Origin of the sequence: Leisingera sp. (assembly GCF_034669605.1) — a bacterium.
Classification (GTDB): Bacteria; Pseudomonadota; Alphaproteobacteria; order Rhodobacterales; family Rhodobacteraceae; genus Leisingera.
On sequence record NZ_JAXMOX010000119.1, the window covers coordinates 1 to 14,567 of the forward strand.

The 14,567-nt window shown below is 62.3% G+C and carries 15 protein-coding genes and 1 pseudogene; 12 read left to right on the top strand and 4 right to left on the bottom strand.

Annotated features, from left to right (window positions below):
- Positions 1 to 538, bottom strand: a 538-nt coding sequence (locus VOI29_RS14965) for an IclR family transcriptional regulator (protein ID WP_323780206.1), incomplete at its 3' end; no start/stop codon positions are given.
- Between the two features lie 130 nt (positions 539 to 668).
- Between VOI29_RS14965 and VOI29_RS14970 the strand changes: the two genes are divergently transcribed.
- The 5 genes and pseudogenes from VOI29_RS14970 to VOI29_RS24670 form a co-directional block, all read left to right on the top strand.
- Positions 669 to 1,769 carry a DctP family TRAP transporter solute-binding subunit gene (locus VOI29_RS14970; RefSeq protein WP_323780209.1) on the top strand — a complete coding sequence of 367 codons (1,101 nt, stop codon included), beginning with the start codon at positions 669 to 671 and terminating at the stop codon, positions 1,767 to 1,769.
- Between the two features lie 69 nt (positions 1,770 to 1,838).
- Positions 1,839 to 2,327: a TRAP transporter small permease gene (locus VOI29_RS14975; protein ID WP_323780212.1), complete on the top strand. Its 489-nt coding sequence runs from the start codon at positions 1,839 to 1,841 to the stop codon at positions 2,325 to 2,327.
- Positions 2,320 to 3,645 carry a TRAP transporter large permease gene (locus tag VOI29_RS14980; protein ID WP_323780215.1) on the top strand — a complete coding sequence of 442 codons (1,326 nt, stop codon included), beginning with the start codon at positions 2,320 to 2,322 and terminating at the stop codon, positions 3,643 to 3,645. Before VOI29_RS14975 ends, VOI29_RS14980 begins: the two co-directional genes overlap by 8 nt.
- A 10-nt stretch (positions 3,646 to 3,655) precedes the next feature.
- Positions 3,656 to 4,408, top strand: a complete 753-nt coding sequence (locus VOI29_RS14985; protein ID WP_323780218.1) for an SDR family oxidoreductase — start codon at positions 3,656 to 3,658, stop codon at positions 4,406 to 4,408.
- Between the two features lie 60 nt (positions 4,409 to 4,468).
- Positions 4,469 to 4,604 (top strand): annotated as a pseudogene (locus VOI29_RS24670) (IS6 family transposase); the annotation flags it as partial.
- A 114-nt stretch (positions 4,605 to 4,718) separates the two neighbouring features.
- Here the strand turns inward: VOI29_RS24670 and VOI29_RS14990 are convergent.
- The 3 genes from VOI29_RS14990 to VOI29_RS15000 form a co-directional block, all read right to left on the bottom strand.
- Positions 4,719 to 4,955, bottom strand: coding sequence for a hypothetical protein (locus VOI29_RS14990; protein WP_323780221.1), 237 nt, complete (start codon positions 4,953 to 4,955; stop codon positions 4,719 to 4,721).
- A gap of 292 nt (positions 4,956 to 5,247) precedes the next feature.
- Positions 5,248 to 5,535, bottom strand: coding sequence for a DUF1330 domain-containing protein (locus tag VOI29_RS14995; protein ID WP_323780224.1), 288 nt, complete (start codon positions 5,533 to 5,535; stop codon positions 5,248 to 5,250).
- The gene (locus VOI29_RS15000; RefSeq protein ID WP_222506500.1) at positions 5,528 to 6,223 is read right to left on the bottom strand and encodes a GntR family transcriptional regulator; all 696 of its coding nucleotides are present in this window, start codon (positions 6,221 to 6,223) and stop codon (positions 5,528 to 5,530) included. Before VOI29_RS15000 ends, VOI29_RS14995 begins: the two co-directional genes overlap by 8 nt.
- A 107-nt stretch (positions 6,224 to 6,330) precedes the next feature.
- Between VOI29_RS15000 and VOI29_RS15005 the strand changes: the two genes are divergently transcribed.
- From VOI29_RS15005 to VOI29_RS15035, 7 genes are all read left to right on the top strand, one after another.
- A complete protein-coding gene (locus VOI29_RS15005; protein ID WP_323780227.1) occupies positions 6,331 to 6,933 on the top strand; it encodes an amino acid synthesis family protein in 603 nt (200 codons plus the stop codon).
- Complete coding sequence (locus VOI29_RS15010) at positions 6,905 to 7,708, top strand: alpha/beta fold hydrolase (RefSeq protein ID WP_027233545.1); 804 nt, start codon at positions 6,905 to 6,907, stop codon at positions 7,706 to 7,708. The genes VOI29_RS15005 and VOI29_RS15010 overlap by 29 nt, the downstream gene beginning before the upstream one ends.
- Complete coding sequence (locus VOI29_RS15015) at positions 7,705 to 8,631, top strand: flavin reductase (RefSeq protein WP_222506498.1); 927 nt, start codon at positions 7,705 to 7,707, stop codon at positions 8,629 to 8,631. Before VOI29_RS15010 ends, VOI29_RS15015 begins: the two co-directional genes overlap by 4 nt.
- Positions 8,628 to 9,665 (top strand): LLM class flavin-dependent oxidoreductase, encoded by a 1,038-nt coding sequence (locus VOI29_RS15020; protein ID WP_323780231.1) that lies wholly within the window; start codon positions 8,628 to 8,630, stop codon positions 9,663 to 9,665. The genes VOI29_RS15015 and VOI29_RS15020 overlap by 4 nt, the downstream gene beginning before the upstream one ends.
- Before the next feature lie 11 nt (positions 9,666 to 9,676).
- The gene (locus tag VOI29_RS15025) at positions 9,677 to 11,140 is read left to right on the top strand and encodes an aldehyde dehydrogenase (RefSeq protein WP_323780234.1); all 1,464 of its coding nucleotides are present in this window, start codon (positions 9,677 to 9,679) and stop codon (positions 11,138 to 11,140) included.
- A gap of 169 nt (positions 11,141 to 11,309) precedes the next feature.
- Positions 11,310 to 12,902 (top strand): BCCT family transporter, encoded by a 1,593-nt coding sequence (locus VOI29_RS15030; RefSeq protein WP_261399140.1) that lies wholly within the window; start codon positions 11,310 to 11,312, stop codon positions 12,900 to 12,902.
- 74 nt (positions 12,903 to 12,976) lie between these two features.
- On the top strand, positions 12,977 to 14,425 hold the full coding sequence (locus VOI29_RS15035; protein ID WP_222506494.1) for an NAD-dependent succinate-semialdehyde dehydrogenase: 1,449 nt from the start codon (positions 12,977 to 12,979) through the stop codon (positions 14,423 to 14,425).
- Positions 14,426 to 14,567 lie beyond the last annotated feature (142 nt).

Sequence of the window (14,567 nt, forward strand, 5' to 3'; positions counted from 1 at the left end):
CCGAAGCCAGCAGCGCGGCATTGGCTTCAAGCGCGGCCTCCGCCTCTGCAGCAGGCAGGGCGGAGAGCATGGCCAGCGAGCCTGCGCCGACGCCTAGCGGGTGCAGCCGCCCGGTCATCAGCGCAAAGGTACGGATCGGGTAGGTGCCCTCCTCGCGGTGCAGGCAGAGAGCGGAGAAGCCGCGCCTGACTGACAGGAAGGCCGCATCGCCTGTCTCCGCCGCGAGCCGCGCCAGGGTCTCGTAGGAGAGTTCCAGCAGTCCGTGCCGGTGGGCGGCAAAAGTCCCGAGAATATAAGCTTCTTCACCAAGGAAGTAGCGCCGCGTCTGCTCGTTCTGCTCGACCATCCCGTTGCGGATGAGCGCCAGCAGCAGCCGCCGCACGGTGGGCTTGTTGAGGCCGCTTTCGGCGACCAGTTCGCTGAGGCTTGCGCCCTCGGAGGGCCGCCGCCCGACCATGCCGAGCAAGGCCAGTGCCCGGTCCACGGTCTGGCTGCCGGCCAGTGCGGCTGCGCTGCTATCGCCCTTAGAGTGTTCCATTATGTGGACCTGTTCGGCCCTCTCCTCATCCCCGGGTTCGTAAGTTACCGCCCATCATTTGGGTATTTAGGAATATTGCAAGTTCTTCTTGATCGTGGCAATAAAATCGTGACAGTGAACGTGTTCCATAATGTGGATCTTCAGTCGGTCCATTATATGGATCTATGACCGGACCGAGGAGCCCAGTGCGGCTGGGTTGGACCGGTCCGAAATCTGGGAGAGCAAGATGACAATTTCGAAACTGGGCAAAACTGTGCTGGCAACCGCCCTGGCGGGGGCGGTGATGGCGGCGGCAGCCTCGGCCGAAACCCTGCGCCTGTCGCACAACACCGGCGACACCACCACCTGGCACAAGGGAGCGGAGAAATTCGCCGAGCTGATCGCGGATGCGACCGGCGGTGATATCAGCGTGCGGATCTTCCCCAATGCCCAGCTGGCAGGCGGCGACCAGATGCGACAGGCCGAGATGACCGGCCGAGGGGCGCTGGATCTGGTGGTGACCTCGGCGATCAACGTCACCCCGCTCGTGCCGGAGATGGCGGTATTCTCGCTGCCCTATCTTTATTCGGACTATGATCAGGTGGATGCCACCACCCAGGGTGCACCGGGGGAAAAGCTGGCAGCCATCCTCAAGGAAAAGGGCATCATCGTGCTGGCCTGGGGCGAGAATGGTTTCCGCGAGGTGACCAACAACAGCCGCCCGGTAAAGACCCCCGAGGACATGAAGGGCCTGAACATGCGGGTCGCGGGGCCGATGTATATCGACGTGATGAACGCACTGGGCGCCAACCCGCAGCAGATGCAGTGGAGCGAAACCCTGACCGCGCTGCAGCAGGGTGTGGTGGACGGCCAGGAAAACCCGATCGGCGCGGTGATCATCCCGCAGCAGGTCTACGAGGTGCAGAAATACCTGACCACCTGGCACTATTCATACGACCCAATCTTCATCGGCATCAGCCAGAAGAAATGGGACAGCTATGATGCGGAGATTCAGGCCAAGCTGAAGGCGGCGGCGGATGAGGCAATGGCCTACCAGCGCCAGATCTCGCGCGATGCGACGGCTTCGGGCATCGATTTCCTCCGCGAAAAGGGCATGGAGGTCTATGAGCCCACGGCCGAGGAACTGGCCGCCTTCAAGGCTGCAACCCAGCCCGCCTATGACGAATGGGCGGCGAAAGTCGGTCCGGAGCTGGTCCAGGCCTTTGAAGACGCCATCAGCGGCGCCGAATAATTCAGCCCAAGGCTGCGGGGCGTCCCATACGGACGGCCCGCAGTGATCTTCAGACCAAAGGAGTAGGGGATGTCCTTCATCCTGCGCGAGGCCGAGAAGATCATCTGCGCGGTGATCTTTCTTGCCATGACCCTGCTCGGCTTTGCTAATGTGGTGGTGCGCTACGGCACCAGCTATTCGCTTGCCGCAACCGAGGAACTGCTGACCAGCGGCTTTCTGCTGCTGACCGTGTTCGGTGCCGCCATTGCGGCACGGCGTGGCGAGCATCTGGCGGTCGGGCTGGTTTACGACCTGCTGCCGACGGTGCTGCGCCGCGCGGTGTTCGTGCTGTCGGTGCTGACCGCGGCGCTTCTGCTGGCGCTGTCGGCGTGGTTTTCGTGGCAGGCGGTGGCGAACCTGATCAGCAACGGGCTGCGCTCCTACGGTCTCGGCGTTCCAGCCTGGTACTACCAGGCCGCGGTGCCCTTTGGCTTTGCGCTGGTGCTGGTGCGCTACCTGCAGCATGCCTGGGAGGTCTGGGTGACGGGCGATGAGCGTGAGGTGATCACCGATGTCTGACCTGATCCCCGGCCTGCCGGCCGGCACCGAAATGGTGATCCTGTTCTTCCTGCTGCTGGCGCTGCGGGTGCCGGTGGCGATGTCGCTGGGGCTGTCAGCGCTTTACGCCATGTGGCAGATCGGTTTCGGGCTGGAACTGGCAGGCGATTTGATCGCCACCGGTATCACCAAATTCTCGCTGCTGGCGATCCCCTTCTTCATCTTGGCGGGTACGCTGATGGGCTCGCTGGGCATTGCCGAGCGGATGATCCGCTTCTTCCGGGTGCTGATCGGCTCGATGCCGGGCGGCATGGGCATCGTCGGCACTGCCGTCTGCCTATTCTGGGGCGCGGTGAGCGGATCCGGTCCGGCTTCGGTCGCAGCGATCGGGCCGATGATCATCAAGGGCATGGAGGAAGACGGCTATCCCCGCGCCTATGCCGCCGGGCTGGTTTGCACCGGCGCCGCGCTGTCGATCGTGATCCCGCCGTCGATCGGGCTGGTGATCTACGGGGTGATCGCCGAGACCTCGATCTCGCACCTGTTCCTGGCGGCGATCCTGCCCGGGCTTTTCATGGGACTAATGATGCTGCTGACGCTGCCGCTGGCCAAGCGTCGTGGCGATGCGCCCTCGCTGCAGGCGCTTAGCCCGGCGCCGCATGCGGACCGGCCCTATGCGCTGCGGCTGTGGCTGTCGTTCAAGGATAGTTTCTGGGGGCTGATGACCCCTGTGGTGATCCTGGGCGGCATCTACTCCGGTGTCTTCACCCCGACCGAAGCGGCGCTGGTAGCCACGGTCTATGCGCTGCTGGTCGGCGGGCTGGTCTACCGGACGCTGACCATTGCCGGGCTCTACAATTCGCTGTGCGATGCTGCCGCATCCTCTGCCACGGTGATGCTGGTAGTGGCCTATGCCAGCCTCTTTGGCTGGGTGGTCACGGTGGAGGATCTGATTGGCAGCTATTCCGGGGTGCTCTTGGGGCTGAGCGGCAATGAATGGGTCATCCTGCTGGTGATCATGCTGATCCTGCTGGTTGCGGGCATGTTCATGGATGCGGTCACGGTAATGTTCATCTGCCTGCCGATCCTGATGCCGGTGGCCCGCGAACTGGGCTGGGATCCGGTCTGGTTCGGGGTGCTGGTGATGGTCAACCTGGCCATCGGGCTGATCACCCCGCCGGTCGGCATCAACCTGTATGTCGCTGCCAATGTCACCCGGCTGCCCATTGAACGGGTCGCGCGGGGGGCGATGCCCTTCCTGCTGTTCTGCCTCTTGGGGCTGGCGGTAATCGGGCTGTTCCCGCAACTGTCCATCGGCCTGTCCGGCCCTGCCAACTGAGGAATTTGCAATGACCAGAAAAACCGTGATTGTCACCGGTGCAGCCCGCGGTATCGGGCTGGCTGCCGCCAAACAGTTTCTTGCCGAGGGGCGGCAGGTTGCGATGATCGACCGCGACGGCGAGGCGCTGATGGCGGAAGTGGCGCAGCTGAAAAATGTGCTGCCGGTTGTTTGCGATGTGTCGCAGCCGGATCAGGTGGCGGCGATGATGGCGGAATGCGCGGAACACTTTGGCCGGATCGATGCATTGGTGAACAATGCGGGCGTGGCTGATTTCGGACCAATCGAGGAGACCGGCTTCGACCGATGGCGGCGGGTGATGGAGACCAACCTTGACGGCGTGTTCCTGTGCAGCCAGGCGGCGATCCCGCATCTGAAGGAAACCGCGGGGGCGATCGTCAATATCGCCTCGATCTCGGGGCTGCGAGCCTCAACCCTGCGGGTGGCCTATGGCACCTCGAAGGCAGCGGTGATCCACCTGACGCAGCAGCAGGCGGCAGAGCTGGGGGAACACGGTGTACGCGCAAACTGCGTGGCGCCCGGACCGGTGCGGACCAAGCTCGCAATGGCCGTGCACAGCCAAGAAATCATCGATGCCTATCACGACGCTATCCCCCTGAACCGCTACGGGTCGGAGGATGAAATCGCATCGGTGATCGTCTTCCTGTGTTCGGACAAGGCCAGCTACGTGACCGGGCAGACGATCGCTTCGGACGGCGGTTTCCAGTCCACTGGCGTGGGGCTGCCTGCATTGAGGAAGTAGCGTCGCGGGAGGGGCTATAAAGTTAATGCGGCTGCCCGCAAAAAAGTGCGAAGTGGCGGCATGACCGACGCCTGCCTCTGTCGCGGCAACCGTTGCCCGCCCGAAGTGATTGCTTGCGCTGTCTGGCTGTACTTCCGGTTTCTGCGCAGCCTTCGGATGGTAGAGGATCTTCTTGCTAAGCTGGGTATCATCGTATCGCATCAGAAAATGTGGGCCCAGGCTGAAAAGTTAGGAAGAAAACGCGCAACAACAATTGCGGCCGGTCAGCTGGCAGCTCGGCAGAAATTGGCATCTGGACGATGTTGTCATGTCAATCGGGGGAGCGAGCATTGGCTTTGGCGGGTCGTCGATCAGGAGGGGTAGGTGCTGAATGCTCTGGTCCAAGCCTGGCTGATATACGTGCTGCTGCCTCGGATACGGCTTCAATCTGGCTTTGTTCTGGCGGATTTTTGATAATTTCGGTCAGGCTGACAATGGCAATCGTTGCGAAGGGAGCGGGCTTTCGAAAGGTATACAGATTGTCACCTGGCTGTACGATGATCAGCACGCTTTCCGTGTCGCAGCGCTATGGAGCGAATAGTCCGGACGGCAACAAGAGACTTCTAACATCTTCAAATCGAAATCGCCCGTTGGGACTCTGATTAGAGCAAACATTCAAGCCGCCCGGCTTTTCTTTCTCGTCTCCTGCAAACAGTATGAATGCGTTGCACTATCACCCTCGACCTAAGGCGAGGTATTGAGCGCGGTGGCACCAGCCAAGTTAATGGCCTGGGACCTCAACGGTACCGCTCCAAATGTTTGCCGGACCCTTTACGCCCGTATTTTCTTTGAAGGTACACTCAATTCAAGCCCTCAATGATAGCAATGTCTGCAACGCAAGCACCTGCGCGTTCGGCTCTTGCCGAGCGGTAAGCCGGGGAGTTGTAGCAGGCGCGGGCTTGCTTCAGACTATCGAATTCGATGATCACTCTTCGCTGCCAGTCGCGGCCTTCAAGAGTTTCCGCTTCACCCCTTGCTAGAAATCGTGCCCCAAAATCCGCGAATGCCGCCGGGGCAGCGGCTTGGTATCCGCTGTAACGGTCGGGGTCCGTGATTGTTACGTTGGCGATCCAATAGGCTTTAGGCATTGCTAGTTTTGGCCTCTTCCTGGTTGAGCGTCCGCTTGGCAACAGCGGCCGCTTCCGTCAGGTGGCTCTGGACTGCGGCTCTGGCGGCCTCGGCGTTGCCTGACGTGATAGCCTTGCAGATATCCTGCATATGGGCGGGGCCGGGTTTTCGCCGCTCTGCGGTCGAGAGCGTCACCGCCCGCAGCCGGCTGATGCGGCCGTTCAGACGCTGGACGATTTCCCAGGCCACGTTGTGGCCGGCGCCTTCGAAGATGATCCGGTAGAACTCGGTCGTGGCGTTCAGCATCGGACCGGGAACACCTGCCGCAACGGCCTCTTGCAGCCTGCGCAGCGCGGAGTTCAGCATTTCCGCCAGCTGCGGCGTGATGTTGCGGGCGCATTCGGTGGCGGCGGCGGTCTCCAGCATCTGGCGGATGTCGTAGATCTGCCGTGCGTCTTCCCACCCCAGTTGCGCCACGATCGGCCCTTTGCCGGGCAGGATTTCCACCAACCCCTCCGCCTCCAGGTAGCGGATGGTTTCGCGCACGACGGTGCGGCTGACGCCGAGCTGCTCGCACAGAGGGCGCTCCACCAGCCGTTCACCGGGGGCAAACTTTCCGGAGACAATAGCCTCGCGCATCCGTTCCTGCACGATATCGCGCAGGGTCTGCGGGTGGTGGTCTATTTTGCTCATGATGGGGTTGGTCATATTGCATCCAATAGCAACAGGGACAGGGTGGAACAAGTGTGCGTTGACATACTATATGATGGTATACCATATTACGCAAAATGGAATCAAACAGGAAAGATCTGCCCATGCCCGCCGAAATCCGAAAGACGCTACTGCATGTCGAAGAGACCCTGATTGAGGGCGGCAAGGCAGCGGAAACCCCGCTCAAGATGATTGCTGCGGTGGCGGTGATCAAAAATCCCTGGGCAGGGCAGGGCTTTGTCGAGGATCTGCGTCCGGCAATCCATGACTGCGCGCCGGGGCTGGGAGAGAAGTTGACCGCGATGATCCTGGAGGCTGCAGGCGGCGGCGACAAGGTCGAGGGCTACGGGAAATCCGCCATCGTCGGGGTCAGTGGCGAGGTGGAGCATGCCTCTGCTCTCATCCACACCCTGCGGTTTGGCAACCACTTCCGCGAGGCGGTGGGGGCGAAGTCTTATCTGGCCTTCACCAACACCCGCGGGCCTGTCAATGCCTCGCTGCAAATTCCGCTGATGGACAAGAACGACGGCGGGCGGCGCAGCCATTACCTGACCATCCAGTTGTCCGTCGCGGACGCGCCGGCGCCGGACGAGATTGTGATCGCGTTGGGAGCCTCCATCGGCGGTCGGCCGCATCACCGCATCGGGGACCGCTACCAGGATTTGAAGGAGCTGGGCCATGACGCTGACAACCCTGCAGCTGTCTAAGCCTTTCGGGGCTGTCACCTGCCAGCGGTCAGGGCAGGGTGCGCCTGTTGTGCTGCTCCATGGAGTGGGGATGCAATCGGCGGCCTGGGCGCCGCAGATCACTGCGCTTTCTGGAACCCATGAGGTGATCGCACTGGATTTGCCCGGTCATGGTGGCAGTGACCTGTTGCCCGAAGCGGCAGAACTGCCGGATTACGTGGCCTGGTTGCACGCGGTGATCCAAGCGCTGGACCTTGGCCCAGTGTATCTCGCGGGTCACTCCATGGGGGCGCTGATTGCCGGTGGTTATGCCGCCAGCCATCCTGAGAACGTGGCCCGGGTGGCGTTGTTGAATGGGGTGTTCCGGCGATCGGCGGAGGCCAGGGCCGCGGTTGAAGCGCGCGCTGCCGAAATCCGCGCTGGCAGCTTTGATCTGGAAACACCGCTGGCGCGATGGTTCGGGGAGAGTGAGGCTGACCAGGCGGCACGGGCGCAGGTGGCCGAATGGCTGTCGGGCGTGGACCTGGCGGGTTACGCCGCCGCCTATACCGCCTTTGCCCGCGGCGACAGCACCTATGCCGATGGGTTCGGCGGTATCCGTTGCCCGCTGCTGGCGCTGACCGGCGATGGCGATCCGAACTCGACACCCGCGATGGCGCAAGCCATGGCGGATGCCGCGCCGCAGGGCAGGGCGGTTGTCATCGAAGGCCACCGGCATATGGTCAACCTGACTGCCCCCGCAGAGGTCAACGCGGCCCTGCACGACTGGCTGAACACCGAAGGAGCAACGACATGAGCGAGATCGACCCGCGCGCCCTGCGAAACGCCTTCGGCACCTTCATGACCGGCGTCACCGTGGTGACAACGCACGATCCGGACGGAAACCCGATCGGCTTTACTGCCAACTCCTTCACCTCAGTGTCGCTGGACCCGCCTCTGGTACTGGTGTGCATCGCCAACTCCTCCAGCAACTACGCCGCGTTCGAGCAGGCCGAGGGCTTTGCCGTCAATGTGCTGGCGGAGGACCAGAAGGACGTCTCCAACACTTTCGCCCGCCCGGTCGAGGACCGTTTTGCCGCCGTCAGCTGGCAGCAGGGGCCGCAGGGCAGCCCGGTGTTCGAGGGTGTCTCCGCCTGGTTCGACTGTTCCATGCACAACCGGGTGGAGGCGGGCGACCACCTGATCCTGATCGGACGGGTCGAGGCGTTTGAAACCTCGCCTGCGCCGGGTCTCGGCTATGCCCGCGGCGCCTATGTGACAGCCGCTGCCGAGGCCGAGGCCCTCAGCCAGGGCGCCAAGCTGATCGTCTCTGCCCTGATCGAGCATGAGGGCAAGGTGCTGCTCATGGGCAACGATCAGGGCAAGCTGACGCTGCCGGAAACCGGGGTCGGAAAGGAGGGCGCCTCGGCGGCGCTTGCCCGGCTGATCGCGGACACCGGCGTCGAGGCCGAACCCGGTTTTATCTATTCCGTCTACGAAGACAAAGCGCGCGAACATCAGCACATCTCGTTCCTGTGCCAATCGGCCGGCGGCACACCGGCCAAGGGCGTTTTCACACCGCTGACCCAATCCACGCTGATGGACATTGCCGACGCGGCGATGTGCACCATGCTGGAACGGTTCGCCAGTGAAGCCCGGATGGGCAATTTCGGGGTGTATTATGGCAATCAAACCACCGGGCAGGTCCGCCCCGTGGCGACAGGGAGCAAGGGCGCATGAAATTTTCCCTCTTTGCGCATATGGAGCGGATTTCCGAATCTGACGATCAGAAGCGGCTGTATGACGAGTTCATCCAGCTGTGCAAAATTGCCGACGACGGCGGCATGCATGCGGTTTGGACCGGCGAACACCACGGGATGAACTTCACCATCTCGCCGAACCCGTTTCTGAACCTGATTGACGTGGCGCGGCACACCAAGCACGTGCGGCTGGGCACGGGCACGGTAATTGCGCCGTTCTGGCATCCGATCCGGCTGGCGGGCGAGGCGGCGATGACCGATATTATCACCGAAGGCCGCCTGGACCTGGGCATCGCCCGGGGCGCCTATTCGTTTGAATACGAGCGCATGATGCCCGGCATGGACGCCTGGGAGGCGGGCCAGCGGATGCGTGAGCTGATCCCGGCGGTGCAGGGCCTGTGGCAGGGCGACTATGCGCAGGAGGGGGAGTTACATTCCTTCCCGAAAACCACGTCTTCCCCGAAACCAGTGCAAGAGAACGGTCCGCCGATCTGGATCGCGGCGCGCGATCCCAACAGCCACGAGTTCGCCGTGGCCAATGGCTGCAATGTGCAGGTGACGCCGCTGTGGAAGGGTGATGAGGAAATCACTGACCTGATGGGCAAGTTCAACGATGCCTGTGCCAAGCACGCCGATGTGCCGCGGCCCAAGATCATGCTGCTGCAGCACACCTATGTCGCGGACAGCGCCGAGGATGTGAAGCGCGGGGCGGAGGAGCTCAACCGCTTCTTCTGCTACTTCGGGGCCTGGTTCATGAACAAGCGCGAGATCCGCCAGGGCCTGATCGACCCGCTGAGTGACGAGGAGATTGCCGAGCACCCCTTCTACAGCCCCGAAGCGATGGAGCGTGATCTGGTGATCGGCGAACCCGCGGAGGTGATCGAACGGCTGAAGAAATACGAGGCGCTGGGGTATGATGAATACTCGTTCTGGATCGACTCCAGCATGAGTTTCGAGCGCAAGAAGGCCTCGCTTGAGCGGTTCATCACCGACGTCATGCCAGCGTTTCAGTGAGGAAACCGAAAATGCAGACTTTCCAGCACTATATCGGGGGCGCCTTCGAGGAAGCGGGCGCCACCTTCGCAAGCCTTGACCCTGCCACCGGCAATCCCTGGGCGCAGATGCCTGCCGCTTCGGCGGCGGATGTAGACCGGGCGGTAAGGGCAGCAGAAGCTGCGTTTTTCTCCAGCGAATGGGCGGGTATGACCGCCACTCAGCGCGGCAAGCTGCTGATGCGGCTAGCCGATCTGGTGGCGGAAAACGCCCCGAGGCTGGCGGAGCTGGAAACCCGCGACACCGGCAAGATCATCCGCGAGACCTCGGCCCAGATCGCCTATGTGGCGGAATACTACCGCTACTATGCCGGCCTTGCCGACAAGATCGAAGGCGCGCATTTGCCGATCGACAAGCCGGACATGGAGGTCTGGCTGCGGCGCGAACCGGTGGGGGTGGTGGCCGCCATCGTGCCGTGGAATTCGCAGCTGTTCCTGTCGGCGGTGAAAATCGGCCCGGCGCTGGCGGCGGGCTGCACGGTGGTGCTGAAAGCCTCGGAGGAAGGCCCGGCACCTATGCTGGAATTCGCCCGGATCTTTGACCAGGCCGGCTTTCCACCCGGCGCTTTGAACGTGATCACCGGCGGGCCGGAGGCGGGTGCTGCGCTGACCAGCCACGCTTCGGTCGCTCATGTGGCCTTCACCGGCGGGCCGGAGACCGCCCGCCATATCGTGCGCAATTCCGCGGAAAACCTCGCCTCCACCTCGCTGGAGCTGGGCGGTAAGTGGCCCTTCATTGTGTTTGACGACGCCGATCTGGAAAGCGCGGTGAATGCGCAGGTCTCGGGGATCTTTGCTGCGACCGGGCAAAGCTGTGTCGCAGGATCGCGGCTGGTGATCCAGAAGGGCATCAAGGACGCCTTCCTTGCGCGGCTGAAAGAGAAAGCCGAAGCGGTGGTCATTGGCGCGCCGGATGACATGGCGACCGAAGTCGGGCCGCTCTGCACTCTTAAACAGCGCGACCATGCGGTGCACCTGATCGAGGCGTCGGTGAAGGCGGGGGCCAAGCTGGTCACCGGCGGCACCGTGCCGGAAGGGGAGGGCTTCTTTTTCCCGCCGACGGTTCTGGACTGCTCGGACGCGCCGGACGCCCCCTGCCTGTCGAACGAATTCTTCGGCCCTGTTTTGTCAGTGGTAGAGTTTGAGACCGAGGCCGAGGCCCTGGAGATTGCCAACACGACCGCTTTTGGCTTGGCCTCCGGCGTCTTCACCCGCGATCTCACCCGCGCGCACCGGATGATCCGCGGCATCCGCGCGGGCATCGTTTGGGTCAATACCTACCGCGCCGTGAGCCCGATTGCCCCTTTTGGCGGCCACGGCCTGTCTGGCCACGGCCGCGAGGGCGGCCTGCAGGCGGCTCTGGATTATACCAAGGTCAAGGCGGTCTGGCTGCGCACATCGGACGATCCGATCCCGGATCCCTTCGTCATGCGGTAGGGCCGGACTAACCCCATCGGAGGACATTTACACCACCGGCTGCGCTTGCGCGCGGCCGGACACACGCGGTCGTTGCCTAAGGGAGGAAACCATGGCGAGAAACGACAAACCCGGTCCCGGGGGCCTGCTGGTCGCCGGACAAGGGCCATTCAAAGGACTGCACAACGGCATGAGCATCGCTTCTAAGGCAATGATTGCTGCCTTTGTGGTGTTCACCATCCTGAACGTGGACTACGCGGGCAAGATCTTTGGCGGCATCCGCTCCTGGGTCGAAGGCGCGCTCAGCTGGTACTACATCAGCTCGGTCATCATTATTCTGTTTGCCTGCCTGTTCCTGATGTTCAGCCGCTTCGGCTCGATCCGCCTCGGGGATGATGATTCTAGGCCGGAATTTAGCCGCTTCTCCTGGTTTGCCATGCTGTTTTCGGCGTCGGTGTCGATCGGCATTATGTTCTTCGGCGTCGCGGAGCCGCTGTTCTATTTCGACACGTCAGCGGGCTGGGGCTATCCCAACAACCCGTTTGCCGATGCCTCGGGACATACCGGCATGAGCCTTGAGCGGGCCGTGGATGCGGTGCGCGTGACCAACTTCCACTGGGGGCTGCACGGTTGGGCGATCTACACGCTGACCGGTCTGGCGCTTGGCTATTTTGCCTTCCGCAAGAAGCTGCCGCTCACTTTCCGATCGGCGCTGTACCCGGTGCTGGGCGAGCGGATCTATGGCCCGGCGGGCCATGCGGCCGACCTGCTGGCCGTGTTCGGGACCGTCTTCGGCATCGCCACCTCGATGGGGCTGGGGGTGAACCAGATGGCCCATGGCCTGAATGTGCTGTTCGGCGTTGATCCGGGCGTGAGCACCCAGGTCGTGCTGGTCATTATCATCTCTGTCGTGGCGACCTTGTCGGCGGTCTCCGGCATCGGCCGAGGCATCAAGATCCTGTCGGAGTGGAACGTCGTGCTGACCATCGCCCTGATCCTGTTCTTTGTGATCGCCGGACCGACCCAGTGGCTGGCCGGCTTCTTCCTGAACGCGACCGGCGATTACGTGACGCAGTTCTTGTCGATGGGCTTCTGGACCGCATCGGCACCGGGAGATGTCGCCTGGCAGGGGGGCTGGACCATTTTCTACTGGGGCTGGTGGCTGAGCTGGGCGCCCTTTGTGGGCATGTTCATCGCCCGCATTTCCAAGGGCCGCACCATCCGCGAGTTCATGTTCGGTGCCATGCTGGTGCCGACCACGATGGCATTCATCTGGATCTCGGTGTTCGGCGGCAACGCATTGTTCCTGGAGCTGAACGCCGAGGGCGGCGCCGGCACCGCGGGGCTGATCGCCATGGTCAACAGCTGGAACCTGGGCGGCACCCTGTTCGGCACTATCGACCTGCTGGCAGACGGCGGCACGCTCGCCTGGGCGATCTCGGCGCTGACCACCTTTCTGCTGGCCACCTGGTTCATTACCAGCTCGGACTCCGGCACGCTGGTGGTCACAACGATCCTGTCGATGGGCAACGCGCATCCGCCCAAGATCCACCGGATCATCTGGGGCGCGGCACAGGGGCTGGTGGCGGCGGTGCTGCTGATGGCCGGCGGGCTGTCGGCGCTGCAGACCGCGGCAATTGCCGCTGCGCTGCCGATCTCGGTCCTGGTGGTGATGATGGCCTGGGGGGTGATCAAATCGCTCCTGGAAGATCCGGCTGCGGTCTCTGGTGCGGCCGAGAGCGCACCGGACGGCACCGCCATGGATGGCGACCTGCACGCCTGATCCGGCTGACGGCCAATACGAAACCGGGCCGGGGGAATCCCGCACCTTTCTCAACTGAACTGGAGTACTCAGAAATGTTCTCACTCTCCCGTCCCGATCTGTTGCTGCAGGACGCCTATCTGAATGGCGAATGGCAGGGACGCAGCACCCGTTTCCCGGTGCACAATCCGTCCACCGGCGAAGTGCTGGCCGAGGTGGCCGATTGCACGGTCGAAGACGCCAGGGCGGCCATTGACGCGGCAAAGGCCGCGCAAAAGAACTGGGCGCAGTATACCGGCAAAGAACGCGCAACAGTTCTGCGCAAGTGGTTCGACTTGATGGTTGCTCATGCTGGCGACCTGGCCGCGATCCTGACCGCCGAAATGGGCAAACCGCTCAGCGAAGCAAAGGGCGAGATCATGTATGGCGCCAGCTTCATCGAATGGTTCGCGGAAGAGGCCAAGCGGGTTTATGGCGACACCATCCCCGGCCATCAGCGCGACAAGCGTATCATGGTGTTGAAACAGCCGGTGGGCGTGGTCGGCGCGATCACGCCCTGGAATTTTCCCAACGCAATGATCACCCGCAAGGCTGGTCCGGCGCTGGCGGCGGGTTGCGCCATGGTCGTCCGGCCTGCCAGCGAGACCCCCTTGTCAGCGCTGGCAATCGCCAAGCTGGCTGAGGAAGCAGGCATTCCTGCGGGTATTTTCTCGGTGCTGCCATCGACCGACAGTAAGGGTATCGGGCTGGAATTCTGCGAAAACCCGGCGATGCGGAAAATCAGTTTTACTGGATCCACCAATGTTGGCAGCATCCTGATGCGCCAGGGCGCGGCACAGATCAAGAAGCTGTCGCTGGAACTGGGCGGAAACGCGCCTTTCATCGTGTTCGATGATGCCGATCTGGATGCTGCCGTCGAAGGCGCGCTGATCTCGAAATTCCGCAATGCCGGCCAGACATGTGTCTGCACCAACCGGATATATGTGCAGGATGCCGTTCATGATGCCTTTGTGGAGAAGCTCTCAGCGGCCGTAGCGGCCCTTCCGGTTGGCGACGGTTTTGCTGAAGGCACTGCCATTGGGCCGCTGATCAGCGAGGCTGCGGTGGAAAAAGTGGGTGAACACATCAGCGATGCCGTTTCCAAGGGTGGGCAGGTGACCGCCGGCGGCAAGCGGCATGATCTTGGGGGCACCTTCTTCCAGCCGACGGTGATTGCCGGGGTAACCCAAGAGATGGCGGTGGCACGAGAAGAGACCTTTGGCCCGTTGGCGCCTGTTTTCCGGTTTTCGGAAGTGGAGGAGGTACTGAACGCAGCCAATGACACCGAGTTTGGCCTGGCGTCGTATTTCTACAGCCGCGACCTGAGCCGGATCTATCGGGTCATGGAGGAGCTTGAATACGGAATGGTAGGCGTTAACACTGGTTTGATCTCTACCGAAGTAGCACCTTTTGGCGGGGTCAAGCAGTCAGGTCTTGGCCGTGAAGGATCAAAATATGGGATCGAGGATTATATGGAGCTGAAATACTGCTGTTTGAGCGTATGAAGGAGATATACAAGTCTGCCCGGCTTTGTCATTTGTGGACAGCTCCTGTTTTGCAAGGGTTTTCTTTGTGATTTTGATCTTTATGCGTAGCGGTCATTTGTCCGGCCTATTTGCGCGGCACGTTCGACCGCTGGCCCTGATG